Origin of the sequence: Streptomyces sp. NPDC001480 (assembly GCF_042894725.1) — a bacterium.
Classification (GTDB): Bacteria; Actinomycetota; Actinomycetes; order Streptomycetales; family Streptomycetaceae; genus Streptomyces.
In genome coordinates this window covers 12,894-32,908 of the sequence record NZ_JBIAVX010000024.1, presented here as the reverse complement: position 1 = coordinate 32,908, position 20,015 = coordinate 12,894, and the positions used below count along the sequence as shown (strand labels likewise).

Annotated in this window: 24 protein-coding genes and 1 pseudogene; 3 read left to right on the top strand and 22 right to left on the bottom strand. The window is 70.2% G+C overall.

Features of this window, described 5'->3' with window-relative positions; genetic code table 11:
• Positions 1–111 precede the first annotated feature (111 nt).
• The 5 genes from ACFY01_RS40335 to ACFY01_RS40315 all read right to left on the bottom strand — a co-directional run bounded on the left by ACFY01_RS40335 (position 112) and on the right by ACFY01_RS40315 (position 6,109).
• Positions 112–822 (bottom strand): transglycosylase SLT domain-containing protein, encoded by a 711-nt coding sequence (locus tag ACFY01_RS40335; protein ID WP_390740758.1) that lies wholly within the window; start codon positions 820–822, stop codon positions 112–114.
• Between the two features lie 416 nt (positions 823–1,238).
• Positions 1,239–2,564, bottom strand: coding sequence for a PhoH family protein (locus ACFY01_RS40330; protein WP_390740757.1), 1,326 nt, complete (start codon positions 2,562–2,564; stop codon positions 1,239–1,241).
• Between the two features lie 375 nt (positions 2,565–2,939).
• Positions 2,940–3,716 (bottom strand): isoprenyl transferase, encoded by a 777-nt coding sequence (locus ACFY01_RS40325; RefSeq protein ID WP_390740756.1) that lies wholly within the window; start codon positions 3,714–3,716, stop codon positions 2,940–2,942.
• Between the two features lie 642 nt (positions 3,717–4,358).
• Positions 4,359–5,153 carry a class I SAM-dependent methyltransferase gene (locus ACFY01_RS40320; protein WP_390740755.1) on the bottom strand — a complete coding sequence of 265 codons (795 nt, stop codon included), beginning with the start codon at positions 5,151–5,153 and terminating at the stop codon, positions 4,359–4,361.
• Positions 5,154–5,236: 83 nt separating this feature from the next.
• Positions 5,237–6,109 (bottom strand): LLM class flavin-dependent oxidoreductase, encoded by an 873-nt coding sequence (locus ACFY01_RS40315; protein ID WP_390740820.1) that lies wholly within the window; start codon positions 6,107–6,109, stop codon positions 5,237–5,239.
• Between the two features lie 60 nt (positions 6,110–6,169).
• Between ACFY01_RS40315 and ACFY01_RS40310 the strand changes: the two genes are divergently transcribed.
• Positions 6,170–6,553 (top strand): DUF192 domain-containing protein, encoded by a 384-nt coding sequence (locus ACFY01_RS40310; protein WP_390740819.1) that lies wholly within the window; start codon positions 6,170–6,172, stop codon positions 6,551–6,553.
• 27 nt (positions 6,554–6,580) lie between these two features.
• Here the strand turns inward: ACFY01_RS40310 and ACFY01_RS40305 are convergent.
• From ACFY01_RS40305 to ACFY01_RS40295, 3 genes and pseudogenes are all read right to left on the bottom strand, one after another.
• A pseudogene (locus ACFY01_RS40305) lies at positions 6,581–6,865 on the bottom strand (helix-turn-helix domain-containing protein); the annotation flags it as partial.
• Complete coding sequence (locus ACFY01_RS40300) at positions 6,862–7,017, bottom strand: hypothetical protein (protein ID WP_390740754.1); 156 nt, start codon at positions 7,015–7,017, stop codon at positions 6,862–6,864. The pseudogene ACFY01_RS40305 and the gene ACFY01_RS40300, both read right to left, overlap by 4 nt.
• Before the next feature lie 50 nt (positions 7,018–7,067).
• Positions 7,068–7,562, bottom strand: coding sequence for an ATP-binding protein (locus ACFY01_RS40295; protein WP_390740753.1), 495 nt, complete (start codon positions 7,560–7,562; stop codon positions 7,068–7,070).
• A gap of 274 nt (positions 7,563–7,836) precedes the next feature.
• Here ACFY01_RS40295 and ACFY01_RS40290 point away from each other — a divergent pair, with 274 nt between their 5' ends.
• Entirely contained in the window at positions 7,837–8,688 is an 852-nt protein-coding gene (locus tag ACFY01_RS40290) for a DUF5753 domain-containing protein (protein ID WP_390740752.1), read from the top strand.
• Between the two features lie 10 nt (positions 8,689–8,698).
• Entirely contained in the window at positions 8,699–8,890 is a 192-nt protein-coding gene (locus tag ACFY01_RS40285; protein WP_390740751.1) for a hypothetical protein, read from the top strand.
• Positions 8,891–8,902: 12 nt separating this feature from the next.
• On the opposite strand, the gene ACFY01_RS40280 is transcribed toward ACFY01_RS40285, so the two are convergent.
• The 14 genes from ACFY01_RS40280 to ACFY01_RS40215 all read right to left on the bottom strand — a co-directional run bounded on the left by ACFY01_RS40280 (position 8,903) and on the right by ACFY01_RS40215 (position 19,939).
• On the bottom strand, positions 8,903–9,523 hold the full coding sequence (locus ACFY01_RS40280) for an OmpA family protein (protein WP_390740750.1): 621 nt from the start codon (positions 9,521–9,523) through the stop codon (positions 8,903–8,905).
• 7 nt (positions 9,524–9,530) lie between these two features.
• Positions 9,531–10,115, bottom strand: a complete 585-nt coding sequence (locus ACFY01_RS40275) for a hypothetical protein (RefSeq protein WP_390740749.1) — start codon at positions 10,113–10,115, stop codon at positions 9,531–9,533.
• A 34-nt stretch (positions 10,116–10,149) separates the two neighbouring features.
• Entirely contained in the window at positions 10,150–10,746 is a 597-nt protein-coding gene (locus ACFY01_RS40270) for a pilus assembly protein TadG-related protein (protein WP_390740818.1), read from the bottom strand.
• Complete coding sequence (locus tag ACFY01_RS40265; RefSeq protein ID WP_390740748.1) at positions 10,743–10,937, bottom strand: hypothetical protein; 195 nt, start codon at positions 10,935–10,937, stop codon at positions 10,743–10,745. The genes ACFY01_RS40270 and ACFY01_RS40265 overlap by 4 nt, the downstream gene beginning before the upstream one ends.
• Before the next feature lie 92 nt (positions 10,938–11,029).
• Positions 11,030–11,761, bottom strand: coding sequence for a response regulator (locus tag ACFY01_RS40260; protein ID WP_390740747.1), 732 nt, complete (start codon positions 11,759–11,761; stop codon positions 11,030–11,032).
• Between the two features lie 13 nt (positions 11,762–11,774).
• A complete protein-coding gene (locus ACFY01_RS40255; RefSeq protein ID WP_390740746.1) occupies positions 11,775–13,106 on the bottom strand; it encodes a sensor histidine kinase in 1,332 nt (443 codons plus the stop codon).
• A 22-nt stretch (positions 13,107–13,128) separates the two neighbouring features.
• Positions 13,129–14,016: a DUF5936 domain-containing protein gene (locus ACFY01_RS40250; RefSeq protein ID WP_390740817.1), complete on the bottom strand. Its 888-nt coding sequence runs from the start codon at positions 14,014–14,016 to the stop codon at positions 13,129–13,131.
• Between the two features lie 16 nt (positions 14,017–14,032).
• On the bottom strand, positions 14,033–14,977 hold the full coding sequence (locus ACFY01_RS40245) for a type II secretion system F family protein (protein WP_390740745.1): 945 nt from the start codon (positions 14,975–14,977) through the stop codon (positions 14,033–14,035).
• 9 nt (positions 14,978–14,986) lie between these two features.
• Complete coding sequence (locus tag ACFY01_RS40240) at positions 14,987–16,324, bottom strand: CpaF family protein (protein ID WP_390740744.1); 1,338 nt, start codon at positions 16,322–16,324, stop codon at positions 14,987–14,989.
• Between the two features lie 20 nt (positions 16,325–16,344).
• Positions 16,345–16,692: a TadE/TadG family type IV pilus assembly protein gene (locus ACFY01_RS40235; RefSeq protein WP_390740743.1), complete on the bottom strand. Its 348-nt coding sequence runs from the start codon at positions 16,690–16,692 to the stop codon at positions 16,345–16,347.
• Position 16,693: 1 nt separating this feature from the next.
• Positions 16,694–17,074, bottom strand: coding sequence for a TadE family protein (locus ACFY01_RS40230; protein WP_390740742.1), 381 nt, complete (start codon positions 17,072–17,074; stop codon positions 16,694–16,696).
• On the bottom strand, positions 17,071–18,321 hold the full coding sequence (locus ACFY01_RS40225) for a CpaE family protein (RefSeq protein WP_390740741.1): 1,251 nt from the start codon (positions 18,319–18,321) through the stop codon (positions 17,071–17,073). The genes ACFY01_RS40230 and ACFY01_RS40225 overlap by 4 nt, the downstream gene beginning before the upstream one ends.
• A gap of 12 nt (positions 18,322–18,333) precedes the next feature.
• On the bottom strand, positions 18,334–19,035 hold the full coding sequence (gene cpaB / locus ACFY01_RS40220; protein WP_390740740.1) for a Flp pilus assembly protein CpaB: 702 nt from the start codon (positions 19,033–19,035) through the stop codon (positions 18,334–18,336).
• Between the two features lie 73 nt (positions 19,036–19,108).
• A complete protein-coding gene (locus ACFY01_RS40215) occupies positions 19,109–19,939 on the bottom strand; it encodes a hypothetical protein (RefSeq protein ID WP_390740816.1) in 831 nt (276 codons plus the stop codon).
• Positions 19,940–20,015 lie beyond the last annotated feature (76 nt).

Below are 20,015 nucleotides of genomic sequence, written 5' to 3'. Positions count from 1 at the left end.
TGCTCTCCACCAACTCCCCCCCAGGAGTCGTTCCAATCCGACCGTACAGGGCAACAGCCCCTCCCCGTAGGACGGGGAGGGGCTGTACGAGGTTGAGAGCGGCGGCCGGCCTCAGTAGTTGCCGTTGGCCTGCCAGTACGACCAGGCGTCACAGGGACTGCCGTAGCGCTCGTTCATGTACTGGAGGCCCCACTTGATCTGGGTGGCCGGGTTGGTCTGCCAGTCGGCACCGACGGAGGACATCTTCGAGCCGGGCAGGGCCTGCACGAGACCGTAGGCGCCGGAGGAGGGGTTGACCGCCTTGTAGTTCCAGGTGGACTCGTGGTCCACGATGTTGCTGAAGCACTGGAACTGCCCGGCTCCCACGATCTGACGCGCCATCGCCTGGACCTGCGCGACGGTGTAGGAGCTCTGCACCGGGAAGCTGCTGCTGCTACCAGCGGACTCGGTGCGGACGGCGTCGCGGCTGGCCGCTTCCTTCGCCTTGGCACGGGCCTTCGCGTCCTCGGCGGCCTTCTCCGCGGCTGCCTTCTTCTGGATCGCCGTGTGGGCGGCGGCCTTGCGGGCGGCTTCCTCGGCATCCTTCTTGGCGCTCGTGTCCGCGGCGATGGCCGCGGTGTCGGCCTGCTGCGTCAGGGACGCGGTCTGCACCTGGGCCTGCTGACCCGCGGGTATGTCCGCGAGGAGCGTGGTGTCGGCAGCCGTCGGCTCGGCGTCGTTGTTCTGCGCGACGCTGCCCGAGGCAACTCCGACGACGCTTCCCACGGCGGTGACCGCGGTGGCCGAGGCCACTGCGAATCCCCGGACCGAAATCCGGCTCACACGGTTTCCTTCCAGCATCGCCCGCTTCGGTGACCCTGGCGGACGCAATCGTGCCCTTGACGCTGGCCTCCCAACTGCGGGGTCACGGGAGGCACGGGCCCGGTAGGCGACTCCCGGAGGAGAGCCGTGTGGTGCTCGGGCGGCATACGACCTTCGGTATGGAGTTGAAGGTGGTGCTCAAGTGGTGCCGTACCGCTGGGGGTACAGGTGTGTCGTATGCGGGGCCTGACAGGAGTGAGACTCTGCCGTAACCGGACGGCGGGTGGCAATTCCCAGTTGCGTGTGAAAGCTCACATCCGGTTTGGGCCTGGGGATTTCCAGAAAAGGCCACGCACGAAGGCGCCGCCCGGCTAGGCTCTCGGCCTTCGCCGGACGGCGCCAACTGATTGTCGAACCGCCCTACTTGGACACTTCGGTCAGATATGACCGTCCTCTAGCATTTCAGTCACAAGTGCGGCGATCTGGGACCTCTCGGACCGCGTCAGCGTGACGTGCGCGAAGAGCGGATGCCCCTTCAGCTTCTCCACCACGGCGACCACACCGTCGTAGCGGCCCACTCGCAGATTGTCCCTTTGTGCCACGTCATGGGTCAGAACGACCCGCGAATTGGCGCCGATTCGGGACAGAACGGTCAGCAGGACATTCCGTTCCAGCGACTGCGCCTCGTCCACGATCACGAACGCGTCGTGGAGCGAACGGCCACGGATGTGGGTGAGCGGCAGGACCTCCAGCATCCCGCGCGCGGTGACCTCCTCGATGACCTCGCGGCTGGTGACCGCGGAGAGGGTGTCGAAGACCGCCTGGGCCCAGGGGCTCATCTTCTCCGCCTCGGAGCCCGGCAGATAGCCCAACTCCTGGCCGCCGACCGCGTACAGCGGGCGGAAGACCATCACCTTCTGGTGCTGGCGGCGCTCCAGGACCGCCTCCAGGCCCGCGCACAGCGCCAGCGCCGACTTGCCCGTGCCGGCGCGGCCGCCCATCGAGACGATGCCGACGTCCGGGTCGAGGAGCAGGTCGAGCGCGATCCGCTGCTCGGCGCTGCGGCCCTTGATGCCGAACACCTCCCGGTCGCCGCGCACCAGCCGGATGTTCCCCTGGGCGGTGACCCTGCCGAGTGCCTTGCCGCGCTCCGACTGGATCGTCAGGCCGGTGTGCACCGGGAGGTCGGAGGCCTCCGGGACGTACACGTGGCCTTCCTCGAAGAGGACGTCCACCTGTTCGCCGGGCAGGGTCAGTTCGGACATCCCGGTCCAGCCGGAGGAGTCCGTGATGGCGAGTTCGGCCCGGTACTCCTCCGCGAGGAGGCCCACGGACGACGCCTTGATCCTGAGCGGCAGGTCCTTCGACACGACGGTGACGTCGTACCCCTCGGCCTGGAGGTTGCGGGCGACCGCGAGGATGCGGGAGTCGTTGTCCCCCAGGCGGTAGCCGCTGGGCAGCACACTGGGGTCCGAGTGGTTGAGCTCGACACGGACGGTTCCGCCGAGTTCCCCGATCGGGATGGGGGCGTCGAGGCGGCCATGCTTCACCCGGTAGTCGTCGAGCAGGCGCAGGGCCTGCCGGGCGAAGTAGCCGAGTTCGGGATGGTGCCGCTTGGCCTCCAGTTCCGTCACCACGACGATGGGGAGCACGACCTCGTGCTCCTCGAAGCGGGTCAGGGCGTTCGGGTCGGCCAGCAGGACGCTGGTGTCGAGAACATAGGTGCGCCGGTCTGGCTTGTGGCGCTTTGTGCTGGTCACCACGGAAGGACGTACCCCCTCGGATGAGGTCGGGGAGCGACGAGAAGGAGACTGGGCCGGGTGGGCGGGAACCAGTCGGGCCGGTGGTCGGCCCCGCGCGCGGCGGGCCGAGAACCGGCCCTCCGCGGCTGCTTCCGTGCAGGGAACGCACGGTCGGGCTGGTGCAAAGGGCCTCCCGGGCGGACGGCCCCGTGCCGTCCGCTGAGATGCGACGCCCGTGGTTCGGGTGTCGACCTGCTTGGCTTATGCCCTCGAACAAGCGGCGCCATGCAAATGCATGAGACGGCGCGCCGATGAACTCCTTGTTACACCCGCCTGAAATGGGGTATACGCGACCCTTTCCCCCAGGGGTACGTCCTGGGAGCGGGTACCCGGCTCTCAGCCGCCGTAACGCCGGTGACGTGCGGCGTAGTCGCGCAGGGCGCGCAGGAAGTCGACCTTGCGGAAGGCCGGCCAGAAGACCTCACAGAAGTAGTACTCCGAGTGGGCCGTCTGCCACAGCATGAATCCGGACAGCCGCTGCTCGCCGCTGGTACGGATCACCAGGTCGGGGTCGGGCTGGGCGCGGGTGTAGAGGTGACGGCCGATCATGTCGACGTCGACGGACTCGGCGAGGTCCTCCATGGAGACCCCCTTGCCGTGGGCGTCATGGAGCATCGAGCGGACCGCGTCGGCGATCTCCTGGCGGCCGCCGTAGCCGATGGCGACGTTGACCGTTATCCCGTCGACGACGTGCGCGGTCGCCTCCTCGGCTTCCTTCAGCGCCGTCTGCATCTGGGAGGGCAGGATGTCGGGCGTGCCGACGTGGTGCACCCGCCAGCGGCCGTCGGCGGCCAGGGTGCGCACGACGTCCTCGATGATGCCGAGGAGCGGGACGAGCTCGTCCTTGGGCCGGTCGAGGTTGTCCGTGGACAGCAGCCACAGCGTGACGACCTCGACATCCGTCTCGGTGCACCAGCCGAGGAACTCCTCGATCTTCTCGGCACCGGCCCGGTGTCCGTGGACGGTGCTGGAGCCGGCGGCCTTCGCCCAGCGGCGGTTGCCGTCCATGATGACGCCGATGTGCTTGGGCACCTGAGCGTGGTCCAGGTGGCCTTCCACCCGGCGTGCGTACAGCCTGACCAGCAGGCCGCGCAGCCTGTCGCGCAGGTTCACGTGATTGTCAGCCCCTCCGGTGTGGCGGTCCCCGCTGGCGAAGCCTACCCCTGCGGGACTTTGGCGGGGGATTCCGGGCCCGGGGCGGTCGGTTGGGCGCGGCCCCGACGGAGTACGTGGGGCCGGAAAAAAACGGGCCGGTCCGTGGGGGGGAGACGGACCGGCCCGAGGGGGGGTTTCCACCATAACCCTTCGTAAGGGCGAATGCGCGCATCAGCGCCGGAAAACTACTCTCCGGAGTCATCCGGCGACTCGGCGGTGAGCGCGGAATGCTTCATTCAAGGGGTTCCGCTGGCTGAAACACAGCGGATTCCCAGGCAAACGGGCCGTATACGGAGAGATCAAGAGGATCTATGCCCCCTTGGATGCCACCCGGCCGGCCGAGCCCCGCGTCCCTCCGATGGGCGACCCGGTCGCGAACGGCCGCTTGACGCCCATGCCGACCGCGTTCCGGCACCGCGCAGCCCCCTCCGCTGCGCGGTACCACCCGCGTGGCTTTGCTCACGCGAATTACCTTGGTCTGAACTTACGTGAGCCGTGACGCCCGCACGAGTCGCCAGGGATAACGATGCGGAAACTCCAGGGAGATGGAAGATGAACACCCCGGCGATTCATCCACTTCTGCCCGCACGGCCCGATTTGCTACTCCCCGGGCTTCCGGACGTCGAAGAGGTGCCGGGCGCTGTACGCCACGAACGGCCCCTCGGCCTCGATCAGCTCGTGCAGGTCGCGCAGCCGGGACTCGTACGCCGCCACGGTGAAACCCGGGACCATCCAGATCACCTTGCGCAGGAAGTGGACGACGGCGGCGATGTCGAAGAACTCCATCCGCAGCCGCTCGGCCCGCAGCTCGACGACCTCCAGCCCCGCCGCCTCGGCCTCGGCCCGCTCCCGTTCGGGATGCCGGCCGCTGCGCACCTCGTCCGACTGCGGCCCGAGGAAGTACTCCACCAGCTCGAAGACGCTGCTCGGCCCGACGTGCTGGGCGAAGTACGTCCCGCCCGGCCGCAGCACCCGGGCGATCTCCCGCCACTGCGGGCGCACGGGGTGCCGGCTGAGGACGAGGTCGAAGGCCCCGTCGGCGAAGGGCAGCGGCGCGTCCTCCGGCGCGGCGACCACCGCGACGCCCCGCGGCCGCAGCAGGGCGGTCGCCTTGGCCACGTTCGGCGGCCAGCCCTCGGTGGCGGCGACCAGCACCGGCCGGGCGGGAGCCGCCGTACCGAGGGCGAAGTCGAGTACTTCCCCGCCCCCGGTCTGGACGTCGAGCGCGGCCGTGGCACCGGCCAGCCGGTGACCCGCCGAGCGCGCGTACCCCCACGAGGGCCGCGCTTCGGTGGCCCGCCCCTCGAACCAGGAGAAGTCCCACCCCTCGGTGGGCACGGCGGCGCCTTCGGCGACCAGGTCCTCGAACGTGCGGTTCTCCGTCTTCTCTGCCATGCGGGGATCGTGGCAGGCGGGTGCCGGGGGGCGCCGCTGATTTTCCCGGCGTCCGGGCCGGCGTCCGGCCCGGCTGCCGATGCCTACGGCACGAGGGGCCGTACCTCCTCGGCCACGAACCGTACGAAACCCTCCGGGTCGGGCTCGTCGGCCGTCGGCTGGAGGACCACCGTGTCGGCCCCGGCATCGGCGATCCTCCGCACGGCCTCGGCGACAGCCCGCGCGTCCCCGGCGACACCGAGATCCGGGACGCCGTCGAGCCCCTCGGCGGCCAGCTCGGCACCCAGCCGCGCGGCGGCGTCGTCGCCCGTGGCGGCGAGCAGATAGACGACGACCTTGTGGGAATCGTCCCGCCCGGCCCGCTTCCGCCCCTCCTCGATGAGTTGCCGCGCCGCGCGCACACCGTCCGGCGCCGTCGCCGCGGTGAGCAGCGTCCCGTCCGCCGCCTCACCGGCCAGCCGCAGCGTACGCGGCCCGGTGGCACCGGCGAGCACCTCCACGGCCTCCTGGGGCGGCCAGTCGAGAGCGACGTCGTCCAGCTTCACGTACCGCCCCTCGGTGGTGAGCCGCTCCCCGCGCAACAGGGCCCGCAGCGCCAGCAGGTGCTCCCGCAGCAGCGTCAACGGCGACGCCGCCCGCGCCCCCACCTGCCCCATCCAGTCCTGCACCCCGTGCCCGACGACGACCGTCGCGCGCCCCGGGAACATCCGGTGCAGCGCGGCCGCCTCCATCGCCGTGACGGCGACGTTCCGCAACGGCACGGGCAGCAGCCCGATCCCGACCCGCACCCGCTCGGTCCAGGCGAGCGCGGCGGCGGCCGTGGAGATCCCGCCCTCCAGGAAGCAGTCCTCCCACAACCAGAGTTCCTCCAGACCTGTGCTGTCCGCGAGCCGTGCCACGGCCCGGAGGCGTTCCGGGGGCAGTTGGGGACGGAATACGACACCGAGTGCAGTCATGCCCTCTTCGTATCCGCCGACGGTCGGCTCTACAACTGGTTTATGGGTACGGTCGGAGGCATGGGGCGATGGCGGGACGGACGGGGCAGGCTCACTGTCCTGGGCGACGACGGGTCGACCGGGGTCGCCGTCCCCCTGGAGATCGCGGCCTCCTACCGCGCCCGCACGAAGGGCCTCCTGGGCCGGGACTCCCTCGACGGGGCCATGCTGCTCTCGCCGGCCAGCGGCGTACACACCTTCCGCATGCGGATGCCCATCGACGTCGCCTACCTCGACCGCCGGCTCCACGTCATCGCCGTACGCACCATGCGCCCCGGCCGCCTGGGCCTGCCCCGTCTCCGCGCCCGGCACGTGCTGGAGGCGGAGGCGGGGGCGATGGAGGGGTGGGGGGTGCGGGCCGGGGTGCGGGTGGGTGTGGTGGTTGCGGTCGACCACCTGCACTGAGGACTCGTCCCACTCCAGACGCACCGTGATCCGCCCACCCAGCACGGCCGCATAGGCGCGCAGCATTTCCAGACTGTCGATCTGACCGTGCTCGATCTGCGAGACGCGCGCCTGACTGACCTTGAGCCTGGCCGCCATGTCCCGCTGCGTCAGCCCTGCCGTCCGGCGCAGCTCGGCCAATTCATGCCCCCGGATACGGGCCTTGCTCTCTTCCCGGATGGCGGCGCGCTGCTCCTCGGCCTCAGCCGTGGCCAGCTCCGGATGGCGCGACAACGCCTCCGCGCGGACCTCGGACCACGAACGCCCCTTCACTGCGCACCTCCGCGTTCACGCTCTGCCAGGAAGTCTGCGTATCTCAGTTCGGCGACGGGGATGCTGTCGCGGTACCAGTCGGACCAACGGCCGGACTCGTCACCCGCCACGAGAATGATCGCCTCGCGCTCAGGGTCAAATACAAACAGCATGCGCATCTCCGTGTGACCGCTCGAACACGGGTGGCGGTGGTGGCCGAGGGTCAGCTCCTCAGGTAGGCGCGCGCCGTGGTCCGGGGCAGCACCGCCCACATGCGCGTGCCGCCACCGGGTTCGCGTGCCTCGCCGAAACCCCAGTCGCCCTCGCAGGCCCTGACCACGCAGGCGAGCACCCGCAGTGCCGCTCGGCGGCGGGTGTCGCAGGCGGCGGCGAGGCGCGGGTGGGTGTGGCGAGGATGGCCGTCATAGAGGATCACGCGGAGGGCAGCGTCGCGGTAGCGCAGGGATACGTAGATTTCGGCGGACGGTGTGAATCGGCATGCGCACGCGGTCAGTTCGCTCACCACTTGTACGGCGGGGTCCGTCAGGTCTCCGAGGTCGTGCACCTGGAGGATCGTCCGTACCGCCGTCCTGGCGATCGCGGGGGTCTGCGGGGCGGCCGGGAGGGTGAGGCTGTAGGCGAGGGTTTCGGGGGTGGGGGGCGTCGGGAGTGGGTCCGTGGAGGGCGGGGGGAGGCAGGTCGTCACGTTGGCAGGCATGGCTGCAACTCCTCTGTTGTGACTTTGGATTGACGCCTCGTTCGGTGGCCTGTCTCCCTGGCGCGGCCCGCCCCTCCCAGGGGAGGAGGTTTACGGGCAGGCTCGCGCGATGCGCTTCCGGGGTGGCGCCGGGCCGTATTCGACCTGTCACTGAATGTATGGGCACGGGAGTCACATTGTCCATCCACTTGGGGACAATTACCCCTCTCGTGAGTGGACCAGTGAGCGGCGGAACGGCAGACTGAGGCGACCACACAGCAGTGGAAGGGCTGGCATGGCAACGAGAAGCGCACCGACGGAACGACAGAAGCGGTTGGGCGCCGAGTTGCGGAGGATGCGTCTCGCGGCAGCAGCGACCACGGAGTACGCTGCCGGCCTGCTCGGCATCGACCGGACCCGGCTGTCCAACATGGAGTCGGGGATCCGCCCCTTCTCGGCCGAGCGCGTTCGCACCCTCGCCTGCAACTACGCCTGCTCCGACGAGAGTTATGTCGAGGCACTGGCCGCGATGGCGGACGAGAAGGAACGGGGTTGGTGGGAGCACTACCGAGGCACCCTCCCCGCTGGGCTGCTGGATATCGCGGAGTTGGAGTGGCGCGCCGCGCGGGTGCGAACGGCTCAGGTGATGCATGTACCCGGGTTGCTTCAGACGGAGGAGTACGCACGCGCCGTCTTCGCCGCCGTACTCCCCGCCCTGACCCGGCTGGAAGTGGAACTGCGGGTGGACCACCGCATGAAGCGTCAGCAGGTGTTCGAGCGGGCCGAGCCGCTCTCCTACGTGGCATACGTCCATGAGGCGGCACTGCGCATGCCGTACGGCGGGGTCGAGGCGACCCGACGCCAACTGGAATACCTGGCCGCCCAGTCCGAACGCGAGACCATCGACGTCCGTGTGATTCCCACCAGTGTGGGTGGTTTCCCGGGGGCGGGCCACGCCCTGCTCTATGCCAACGGAGTCGTCCCCCAACTGGACACGGTGCAGTTGGATTCCGCGCACGGTCCGGAATTCACCAGCGCCGAGGCGCAGCTCACCAAGTACCGTGCCCACTTGGATTGGATGGACGAGGCGGCGCTGTCACCGGCGGCCTCCCGCGACCTCGTCCGGACCGTCGCCCGAGAGTTCTGAGGGAGCCACCATGCCAGACATCACCTGGGAAGACGCCTTCTGCGGCGAGGGAAACAACTGCTTCCGCATAGGCACCGACCCCCAAGGCAACGCCTACATCGCCGTCGCCGGCCAGGAGGAGCGCTACGTCACCGACACCCGCGAAGCGCTCCGCACCCTCATCCTGGAGATTAAGGCCGGGAAGGCCGATCACCTGCTGTAGGCGACCGTCCGGTCAGCTCCCTGTGCGCGGGAACGTGACCTCGACCCGGCGGTTCTTCCTGCGGCCCTCCTCCGTCGAGTTGTCCGCGATCGGGTACTGCTCGCCGTAGCCCCGTACCTCGAAGGTGATGTTCGAGTCGTTCAGGTCCTGGTCCAGGACCGCCTGCACGGCGTTGGCCCGCTGCCGGGACAGGACGTCGCCGTGCGCGGAGGAGCCCAGGTTGTCCGTGAAGCCGAAGACCCTGACCTGCGTCGCGTTCTGCTTCTTGATCTCGTCCGCGATCGCGCCGATACGGGCCTTCGACTCGCCGCTCAGCTTGGCGCTGTCCTTGCTGAACAGCACCTCTGCCTGAAGGGCGAACTTCACGTCCGCGTTGGTGTCCTCGCGGCGTTCGTCCCCGCTCTGGTCCTCGACGACCGACTTGATGTCCAGCACCTTGGGGTCGGCGAGGGTGGCGCCCTCGGGGAGCTTGAGGTCCGGGTCGGTGGGGTCGATCTTCACCGGAGCGGTGGCGGAGGGTTCGGTGCCCGGGGGGACGCTGGGGTCGGTGCCGTCGGCCTGAGCGGTCGTGGTGCCGAGCAGGAGGAGGGCGGCCGTGGTTACGGCTAGGGGGAGGTGGCGGGGTTGGGTCACGGGGGCCTCACCCGGAGATCTGGATGGAGGCGGCAGCGAACGTGGGCAGTTGGAAGTCCACGTCGTTCGTACCCGCCGGGGGTGCCGGGAACTGCATGAAGACGGCCAGGGTGTCACCGGCCTTGAGGGTCGAGAAGCCCGTGGTGGTCAACGGACGGCCGTCCGTGTCCCGCAGGACGTAGTACCGCTTCTTGCCCTTGGGGTCGATCAGCGTAGCGCCCCCCAGAGACCTGCCGTTCCTGACGATCTCGGTTTCGTTGCCGCTCAGGGCGGAGGGGACGACGAGGCTCTTCGCCCCGTCGTTCTTCAAGGTGCCGTTCACGGTGACGAAGCCGCCGGAATCACGCTGAGCGGAGGTGATCTGGAGAACGAGACCGTCCGATCCCTTCAGTTCCGCCAAGGGCTCATCCGACTGTCCCTCCTGGGCACTCGGATCGGACCCTCCGCCCTTGGAGGCGGATGCCGATGTCTCCGGCTTCTTGTCATCGCCGCCGCCACCGCCACCGCAGCCGCCCGCAGCCAGGGTGAGACCGACCGTCATCGTCAGCGCGACCAACCCCCTGCGGGCCTTCGGAGTGAACCGAATGATCATCGCTCTGCTTCCTTCTTCACTCGTCGTTCGCTTGTCAGTCGGCCAGGTGGACGTCGAAGAGGTCCTGAGGCTCAGGAAGCTGGGTGAGGTCATGGGGGTCCACGTCCCATTCCCGATCCTTGCACTTGAGCTTCAGCAGCTCGTCGCCACCGCTCCCGCCGTCCCCGTCGGGGGGCTGGCACAGCGGTTCGATCACAGCCGTGGCGGTCGCCGTCGAGTACGTGTTCTCGGTGCCGGGGACGACGGAGTCCCCGACGGGCTTGGAGGTCTTGAGCTTCACCGTGAAGCTCAGTGGCCCATCAGGCGTGCAGTCGTCCACGGTGGCGTCGTTCGGCGTGGCGAGTTGATACGCCCGCCAGCACGAGGGGGCGACGTCCACATTGCCGTCGAAGATCTCCTGCCACTTGGTCGGGTCGTTCACCGCGAGTTTCCACTTGTCCGCGAGCTGGTCGCGCCTGTTCTGTGCCGCCGCGAGGGCAGCCGCGTCCGCGGCCGTCTGAGCGCCGTTCCGATTCGCCGCGGCCTGGCCGACCGCGAGGTAAGCGAACGCGAGAAAGAGCAGACCCGCCACCACCGTGATGTAGATGGGGAAGGCCTGCCCTGAGTCGCCGAATGTGCGGGGAGGCGTCAGCCGGTGACTTCGGCGATCTTCGCCGTGATCGCGTCGTAGATCGTCTGGCCGATGCTCGTGCCCGTGATCGCGAGCACGATCGCCACGACGACCGCGATGATGCCGAGGTACTCCACCGCCGTCTGGCCCTTGTCGTTGCGGGCAGCGCGGGCCTGCAAGTACATGACCGTGGTGTTGAGCCAGTTGCTCATGGTGTTCCCCTCCGGGTTCGCTACCGACCCCGGCACCGTATGGCCGAACCCCCCGCTCCCCACAGGGCCCCAGGGCCCAATCCCGCGCCATCTCAGGCCACCCCCAGCCACTTGGCGGCCGCCTGGGAGCGGCTGGTGCTGTGGAGTTTGGCGAAGATTCGGTTGATGTGGTTCTTGACCGTCTTCTCGCTGATGAAGCAGGTGGCGGCGATCTGCTGGTTGTTCATGCCGGTTGCGATGAGGTCCATGATCTCCGCCTCCCTCGTACTCAGCCGGAACCGCGACCTAGTTGACTGTCCCACATATGATTGCACTTGCGAAAGCTGTTGTGGGCCAATTTGGCTTGGGACGGCGGCGAGTTGCGTCGCAGTGTGTGCAGTTGCGTGCGGTAGGTGTGCCGGCATCGTGGCCAGCGCACCTACCGCCGTCGCCGTGAAGTGCTCCCGCCCCGCCCGGATGTCCCGTACCGCCGTGACCAGTTCCGCCACGGTGAACTCTCCGTGGACCAGATATCCGCTCGCCCCCAGCCGTACCGCCTCCCGGATCGTCTCCGACTCGTGGCTGTAGGTGAGCATGATGACCGGGGCCAGCGGGACGAGGTGGGGCAGGGCGGCGAGGCCGTCCAGTTCGGGCATGCGGACGTCCAGGAGCACGACGTCGGGGCGGTGTCGGCGGGCCGCGTCGCAGGCCTCGTGGCCGTTGGCGGCCTCGGCGACCACCGTGGTGTCCTCCCGGTCTGAGAGGAGGGCGGTCAGGCCCGCCCGGACCACCGGGTTGTCGTCGGCCACCACGATACGGAGCGGTGGGGTCGGGTTCGGCGGCATCGGGTGCCTCCTCTCATGCGGCTGGTACGGGGGTCAGGGCCGCCAGCGGGAGTTCCACGCGGACCTCCGTGCCCTGGGGGTGGTCGCCTTGGCCGATACGGAAGCCGGCGCCCACCGACTCAGCCCGCTCGGCCATGCCGATCACGCCGAAGTGGCCCGTGCGGCGGAGGTGGTCGAGGGTGGTGCCGGGCGGGAGGCCGCTGCCGTCGTCGTAGACGGTCAGGCGGAGGAGTTCGTCACAGAGGTCGACGGTGACCTCCACGCGGGTGGGAGCGCCGTGGCGGTGGGCGTTCTCCATCGCCTCCTCGGCGATCGTGAGGAGTTGGCGGGCCACCGCCGCGGGGATCGGGGGGAGTTCGTGGGCGGTGGGGGTGCGGTATGTCGTCGGGATGTTCGTGCGGGAGGTGAAGTCATGGGTTCGGGATGCCAGTTCCGTCAGGACATCCGTACCGTGTGCCGGGTCGCCCTCCCGGCGAAGGTCCGTGAGGAGTTCCCTGGCCTCCGCAGCCGCCCGGCGGGCCGAGCGGGCCACCAGTTCCGCCTGCTCGCGGAGGACGGCGGGGTCCCTGCGGTCCGCGGACGCCGAGGCCGCGAGGCCGTCCGCGGCCAGGGCCACGCCGTAGAGGGTCTTGGTCACGGAGTCGTGCATCTCGCGGGCCAGGCGCGCCCGTTCGGCGTTCACCGCCTCCGTCACCGCCAGCCGGGCCTGGACCGTCGTCAGGGCCTGGGTGGCCGTGCCGAAGCGGAGCATCAGGTTGCGCAGGGTCGAGCCCACGGCGCCCGTGATGACGCAGAGGCCGGGGAGGAGCAACGACTCGGCCAGGTCCGCTTCCTGCCTGCCCTTCAGCGTGGCGTGGACCAGGAGCAGGATCAGGGACTGGAGGGAGGCGAAGCAGGCCGCTCCGCGCCAGCTGTAGACCAGGCCGGCGAGGAGGGGGGTGCAGACGCTGACGTACGCGAGTGTGGTGTCGGGGCCGGCCGAGATCAGGAGGAGGGAGCCGAGGAGGGTGTCCGCCGCGAGTAGGGAGGGGTGGCGCAGGAGGAGGGGGCCGAAGCGTTCCCAGTCCCGGAAGAGGACGTACGACGCCATGAAGGTGACGACCACCGCCGCTCCCACCAGGCGGACGCCGATTCCGGGGGCGGCGTTGACCAGGGCCGCGGGGGCGGCCAGGGCGATCATGGCCAGGCGGAAGCCGAACACCTGGCGGCACATGGCTTGCAGGGCGCGCAGCTGGAGCTTTTCCGGTGCGGGTGGCTCCGGTGCGGGCGGCTCCTGTGGGAGTTCGTCGCCGTCGGCGGCTCGCCACCGTCGGGCCGGTCCCGCCCGCCACCTCGTCGTCGCCATCGCCATCACCCCACCCCCTCCACTACTTCCCGGTGATCGAGCCGAAGTCCACGCCGGAGCCGAGGATCAGGCCGGAGGCGAGGAGGAGCATGGTGGCCGGGACCATGAAGGTGGTGATCATCAGGGTGGCCCGGGGTACCGCGCGGGCGGCCTTGCGGCGGGCGTTCTGGGCGTCCGTGCGGCGCATGTCCTTCGCGAGGGCCACCAGGGTGTCGACGATCGGTGCGCCGAGTTCCTCGCCCTGCTGGAGTGCCGTGACGAACATCGCCACCTGCTCGGAGTCGTTGCGGCGGCGCAGTTCCTTGAAGGCCTCGCGGCGGCTCATGCCGAGGTCCATCTGGCGCAGTGTGATGCGCAGTTCGTCCGCCCAGGGGCCCTCGTACCGGGAGGCCACGCGGTCCAGGGCCTGGCGGAAGCCGAGGCCCGCGCTGACCACGACCGCGAGCACGTCCAGGAAGTCGGGCAGGGTCCGCTCGATGACGTCCTTGCGGATGCGGATCGCCGACCAGATGCCGACCTCCGTCCAGAACGCGCCGAAGGCGAGGAGGAGCAGTGCGACGAACCACTGGCCGCGGAGGAGGAAGACCAGGAAACCCACGCCGCCGAGTGCGCCGTAGACCGCGCGGCGGGCCGCGTAGCGGTCGATGGTGAGGCCGCCGGGGTTGCCCGCGAGGTCGATCCTGCGGCGGTACCTGGCGACCTGCTTGGGGCCCATCAGGCGGAGCACGGCGGGCGCGTAGCGCATGCCCATGCGGTCGATGAGGGAGTTGGCGGCGCCGGTGCGGGTCGCGCCCACTTCCAGGGCCAGCGCGAGGTCGCCGGGCAGTTTGGCGTCCGCGCGGTACATGCGGATGCCGGTGAAGGCGCCCAGGACGCTCAGGCCGATGACGAGTGCGAGGAGGAGGGCCATGTCCGCGGTCATCCCCTCAGACGTCGATTCGGCTCATGCGGCGGATCAGGACGAAGCCGATCGCGTAGAGCCCGAAGGCGATGAGCACGCAGGCCTGGCCGACCGGTGAGCCGGTCATGCGGTCCAGGGCGCCGTCCTTGACGCCGTTCATCAGGAACAGGGCTCCGATGCCGAGGACGGGGACGGCGTACGAGGTCATGGTCACCTGGGAGAGCTGGGTGCGGATCTCGCGGCGGGTCTCCTTGCGTTCCTCGAGGGTCTCGGTGAGGTTGCGCAGGGCGCTGACCACCTGTCCGCCCGCCTTGTTGGACAGGACCAGGGTGGTGACCAGGACGACCAGTTCGCGGGAGGGGAGGCGGTCGGCGAGTTCGCCGAGGGCGTCGTCCATGGAGTGGCCGATCGCCAGCTGGTCGGCGACCTTGGCGAGTTCCTCGCCCGCCGGGGCCTCCAGTTCCTCCGCGGCCATGCCGATGGCGGTGCGCAGGGCGAGGCCGGCCTGGGTGGCGTTGGCCAGGATGCGGGCGAGTTCGGGGAGTTGGTTGATGAAGCGCTCGATGCGTTTCTGGCGCTGCCAGTTGAGGAACTGCCAGGCCGCCCAGACGCCCAGCAGACCGGCGAGCGGCCCGAAGAAGGGGGCCAGCGTGGCCTGGCCGATCAGCCAGAGCGCCGCCACCGTGGCGAGCATGTACGCGAAGAACTCGCCCGGGGTGACGTCCAGGCCGGTCGCCGCCAGCCGCAGTTCCAGCTTCCGGCCCGCCGCGGTGCCGCGCAGCCGCCGGTCCAGGTTGCGGAAGCGGCGCCGTCGGCCGGTGACCGCGACCTGGCCGGTGTACGTCAGCCGGTCCACCAGCTCCGCCCGCTGGGCCCGGCCGGCCGCGTAGGCGTGCAGGCCCAGCACGGCCAGGACGCAGGTCAGCAGGGTGATGCCGGTGGTGAGGCTGACGAGGGTGTGCAGATCCATGGGGGTGGCCTACCTGGCTTCTCGGGTGGTGAGCTGGTCCAGCGTGTGGGCGACGCCGAAGGCCTGGGGTATCGGCTGGCTCGCCATGTAGAGGCGGTCGGCGGTGCGGCGCGGCAGCGGGAAGTAGTGGAAGGTGCCGTACACCCGGCCGTCGTGCGTCATCGGCTGGGCGTCGAAGCGGGCGACGGTGGCCAGCCGGTAGGGCTCTCCGCCGTGGCTGTCGAGCAGGGCGATCTCGGTGATGCGGCGGGCGCCGTCGGCGAAGCGGGTGAGCTGGACGATGACGTCGACGGCGCTGTTGATCTGGTCGTGCAGGGCGACGAAGGGGACCTCGACGTCGGACATGGAGGCGAGGGTCTGGAGGCGGGTGAGGGCGTCCTCGGCGCTGTTGGCGTGCACGGTGGCGAGGGAGCCGTCGTGGCCGGTCGACATCGCCTGGAGCATGTCGAGGGACTCGCCGCCGCGGACCTCGCCGACCACGATCCGGTCGGGGCGCATGCGCAGCGAGTTGCGGACCAGGTCGCGGATGGTGACCTGGCCCTTGCCCTCGACGTTCGGCGGGCGGGACTCCAGGCGGACCACGTGGGACTGCTGGAGCTGGAGTTCGGCGGAGTCCTCGATGGTGATGATGCGCTCGTGCGCCGGGATCAGGCCGGAGAGCGCGTTGAGCAGGGTGGTCTTCCCGGTGCCGGTGGCGCCGGAGACGATGATGTTGAACTTCGCCTGCACCAGGCCGGCCAGCAGGAACACCATGTGCTCGTCCAGCGAGCCGAGGCCGATCAGCTCCTGGAGGGTGAAGGAGCGCGGGAAGCGCCGGATGGTGAGGGTGGGGCCGGTCAGCGACAGCGGCGGGATGATGACGTTGACGCGCTCGCCGGAGGGGAGGCGGGCGTCGACCATCGGGTTCGACTCGTCGACGCGCCGGTTGACCGTGGAGACGATCCGCTCGATCGTCTGCATCAGCTGGTCCTGGGAGACGAAGCGGATCGGCAGCTGCTCGACCCGGCCGCCGCGCTCGACGAAGATGGCGTCCGGGCCGTTCACCATGATCTCCGTGATCGACGCGTCCTCGAGGAGGGGTTCGAGGATGCCGAGGCCTAGCGCCTCGTCGACGACCCGGCGGATCAGCTGGGAGCGCTCCGCCGTCGACAGGACCGGGCCCTCGCGGCTGATGATGTGCCCGAGCACCCGCTCCAGGCGCGCCCGGCGTTCGGCGGCGGCCAGCGAGCTCATCTCCGCGAGGTCGATCTCCTCCAGGAGCTTGGCCCGGTAGGAGGCGACCAGATGGCCGTCCTCACCCCGGCTGCCGTGCTCCTCGGGGGTGTTGATGCGTGCGCGGAGACTCATGGGTGGGGGGCTCCTTGGCCTCAGTGGTCGAGCGGCATGGTGGCGGTCTTGTGGGCGTCGCCGAAGTCCCAGAGGACTTTGGGGATGTGTACGGTGGCGGTGACGGTGACCGTGTCGTCCCCTTCCGAGGACTCGCACTGGACGGTGAGCCCTCCGCTGACCGCGTCAGCACAGGCCTGTCCGACGTCCTGCCGCAGCGAGGCTGCGCGCGCGCCCGCCCGGGCCGCCGTACCGGCCTGCTCGGCGGCGTACGCGACCACTCCAATCTGTATGCCCGCGAAAGCGACGATGAGCAGGATCGGGATGAAGCCCAGGTACTCGATGGCGACTTGCCCCAGGTCGCGGCGGCCTTCACGGTCGTACGGCATCTCAGCGCTTCACCTCCTCCACGGTGCCGGCGTGCCCGTGCACCGTGACGGGGAAGTCGATGGAGCCCGGGAAGAGGACCGGCACCTTCAGGTAGACGTCCGCGGTCACATAGCCGGTCCCGTCGCAGTGCGGCACTGTGGCACCCTCCTTCCACGCCGCCGACAGGTGCTTCAGCGCCGCCTGCTCGCACACGCCGTAGCGCTCCCCCGGAGGTACCGCCGTACCCGCCCGCACCCCCTCGTCCGCAGCATTCCCGGCGAGCGTGTATGCGTACCCCGTGAGCACGCACTGCCACATCAGCACCAGCGTCAGCACGATCAACGGGGTCATGCCGAGCAGTTCGATGCTGACCTGCCCCCGGTCGCCCGCCCTGCGTCTCATCCGCCCGCCTCCTTCCGGCGCCGGAATCCCCCCGCCAGCCGGTCACCCCGTGCCCGGCCGTGTCGGCCCCCGTCGGCCGCCTTGACCAGCCCCAGCTCCCCCGCGAGGGCCCACAGGGCCTGCTTCACGGTGCTCTTGCCGTCGAGTTCGTGGATCCGCCCGGCGTCCACGGCGGCCTGGAGTTCCTTGAAGTTGGCGGGTACGGCCGTGCGGGCCAGCGCGGTGCCGGTGATGCGCTGGATGAGGGGCGGCTGGATCTCCGTAGCGCGGGTGTGGCGGTTGACGACGACCGTGGTCTCCTCGGCCTTGCGGATCTGGAGCCGGTCCCACATCCGCACCGTGCGCTTGGCGGCGCGGACGGCGACCACGTCCGGGGTGGTGACCAGCAGGGCCGTGTCGGCCATCTCCACGGCGGCCGCGCCGGCGCCGCCGAGCTGGGCGCCGCAGTCGACGACGACGACCTCGTAGCGGGAGCGCAGGGCGCTGACGATCTGGCGGGCGGCCCGGTCGGTGACCTCCTCGCCGCGTTCGCCCTCGCCGGGGGCGAGCAGCAGGGCGAGGCCGCTGTCGTGGCGGAAGACGGCGTCGGCGAGGACCCGTGGGGAGATGTCGGCGATGGCCGCCAGGTCGACGACCGAGCGGCGGAACTGGATGTCCAGGTAGGAGGCGATGTCGCCGGTCTGGAGGTCCATGTCGACCAGGGCGGTGGAGCGGCCGGACGCCTGGGCGGCGAGGGCGATCTGGATGGCGGTGAGGGTGGCCCCCGTGCCCCCCTTGGCGCCGCTGACCGTGACGACGGTGCCGCCGACACCGCCGAACACGTCGGAGCCGTGGCCGAGGTGGCGTCGTACGCCGACGGACCACTGGGCGACGGCCTGGACGCGCATCGCCAGTTCCTCGTAGCCGAGGGGGAGGGTGACCAGGCCGCGGGCGCCGGAGTCCATGGCGGCGGCGAACAGGCCGGGGCCGGCGTCGGAGGTGACGAGGACGACGCCGACGGCGGGGAAGCGCAGGGCGACTTCGCGGATCAGCTCCAGGGCCGGGACGGGGCCGATGCGTTCGTGGACGACGACGACCTCGGGCAGCTCGTCCACGGACTCGGCGGCGAGCCGGGCCAGGGTGTCGACGAGCTGGGTGGAGTCGGTCACCGGCGGCACCGGTTCGGCGTCCGGGAGCTGGCTGAGCAGGGTGGTGAGGGACCGGACCGCGTCCGCGTCACCGACCGCCGGGAGAATCCTGGTGGGCATGCGGGGCGCCTCTCACTTGTCCGTCGCGAGTTCGTACGTACGGTCCTTGTCGGGGACGGTGGTCTCGCTGCCGGGGGCCACCAGGGCGAGCCGGACCCGCTGCGCGAACGACTCGGCGTACGTGATGCGCTGGGCGTCGATGGTGGACAGCGCGAAGGTGATCGGGACGGCGTCGGTGGGCTGCTGGTTCTTGTTGTCGGGCTCCAGGGAGGTGAGCTTGCCGACGTCGAGGACGCGGGCGTTGGTCACGATGATCTTCGACTGGTCGGGGTCGCTCTGCTTCTTGCCCTCGAAGGTGGCGTAGACGTTGACCCGGGAGCCGGGGGTGATCTTGCCGGCGACCCCGGTGGCCGCGTCGATCATGATGGCGACCTCCTGCTGGCCCGCCTGGAGCGCGGGCTGGTCGACGATCATGTCGGTCTGGAGGAGGGAGCCCTCGTGCAGGGTGGTCACGGCGATCTTGCCCTGGATGTCGCGGAGGCTGGTGACCGCGTTGGAGGACAGCCACCGCTTGGGCATCCGGATCTTCTCGAACTGCCCGGCGTCCAGGGCCGTGTAGGGCGCCACCTCGGACCGGATCCGGTACGCGGTGACCTCGGGGCCGACCTTGGACTTCACGTCGTCGATGACGGAGAGCACGCCGGCGAACGCGCCCAGGGCGCAGAGCACCGACAGAATCAGGAGTATCACGCCGCGGCGCTGACGGGAGTTCATGAGCCGTGCAACCTCATTGGGGGAATCGGTCGAGCGGGGTCGGGACGAGCGGAGAGGGGTGTCCGGTGCGCCGTCAGGCGGGCGTTCGCTGTTCCAGTGCCCGCGGGGCGGGCGGCTCGTAGACGGGCGGGGTGGCGGAGCAGAAGACGCAGCGGTCGCCGATGACGTCGATGCCGCACCAGTGGCAGGTGCCGCGCCGGACGGAGGTGACCAGTTGGTAGAGCACCGACAGGTCGGCGAGATGGCTGCAGAACTCGATCACCTTCCCGGTCCCCCACCAGGCCGGGGACTCGGCGGGCAGCGCGGTCTCGCGCAGGCCGTGCACGCCCCAGGACCTGGCCAGGGCTCCCCCCACCCACTCGGACTGGAGCTGCCCCTTGGCGACCAGCATCCAGGTGCTGAACTCCGGGCCGGTCAGGGCCGCGTCGGGCCCGACCCGTACGAGCTGCGGCTCGGGGTGTGCGGCCACCGCGAACTGGCTGCCGGGCACCCACGACTTCGCGTGCGCCTTCAGGCCGACCGGTACGCGGTCCAGCTTGGCGACCGAGCCGAGGACCGCGCCGGCGTGGATGTAGTGGATGAGCAGCCGGCCGGCGGAGGCGAGCACGCCCGGGCTGAGGTCGCAGGAGGCGAGCTGCCGCAACTGGCGGGCGAGGACGGCGACTCCGAGGGGCGGCAGCTCGGGGCGGAAGAGGGCGATGCGGTCGCTCTCCATGAGGGAGCGGAGGGTGTGCAGCCGCCGGGTCACCCCTTCGGGGACGGCCTGCGACGACACGACGATGACGTGCCCGTGCTGCTCGACGAGCGTCTGGAGTTCGGCCAGGGCGTCCTCGATCGGCCGCCGGTCGAGGTCCCGCAGCACGACCGCGGGCACGGTCCGCTCGTCCTGCGGCGGCAGCGCCATGTCGGCGCTGGTCACGGCAATGGCAGTTGGCACGCGCAGCTCCCCGCTCTTCACACCCGTCGGCCCCGGCTCTGTT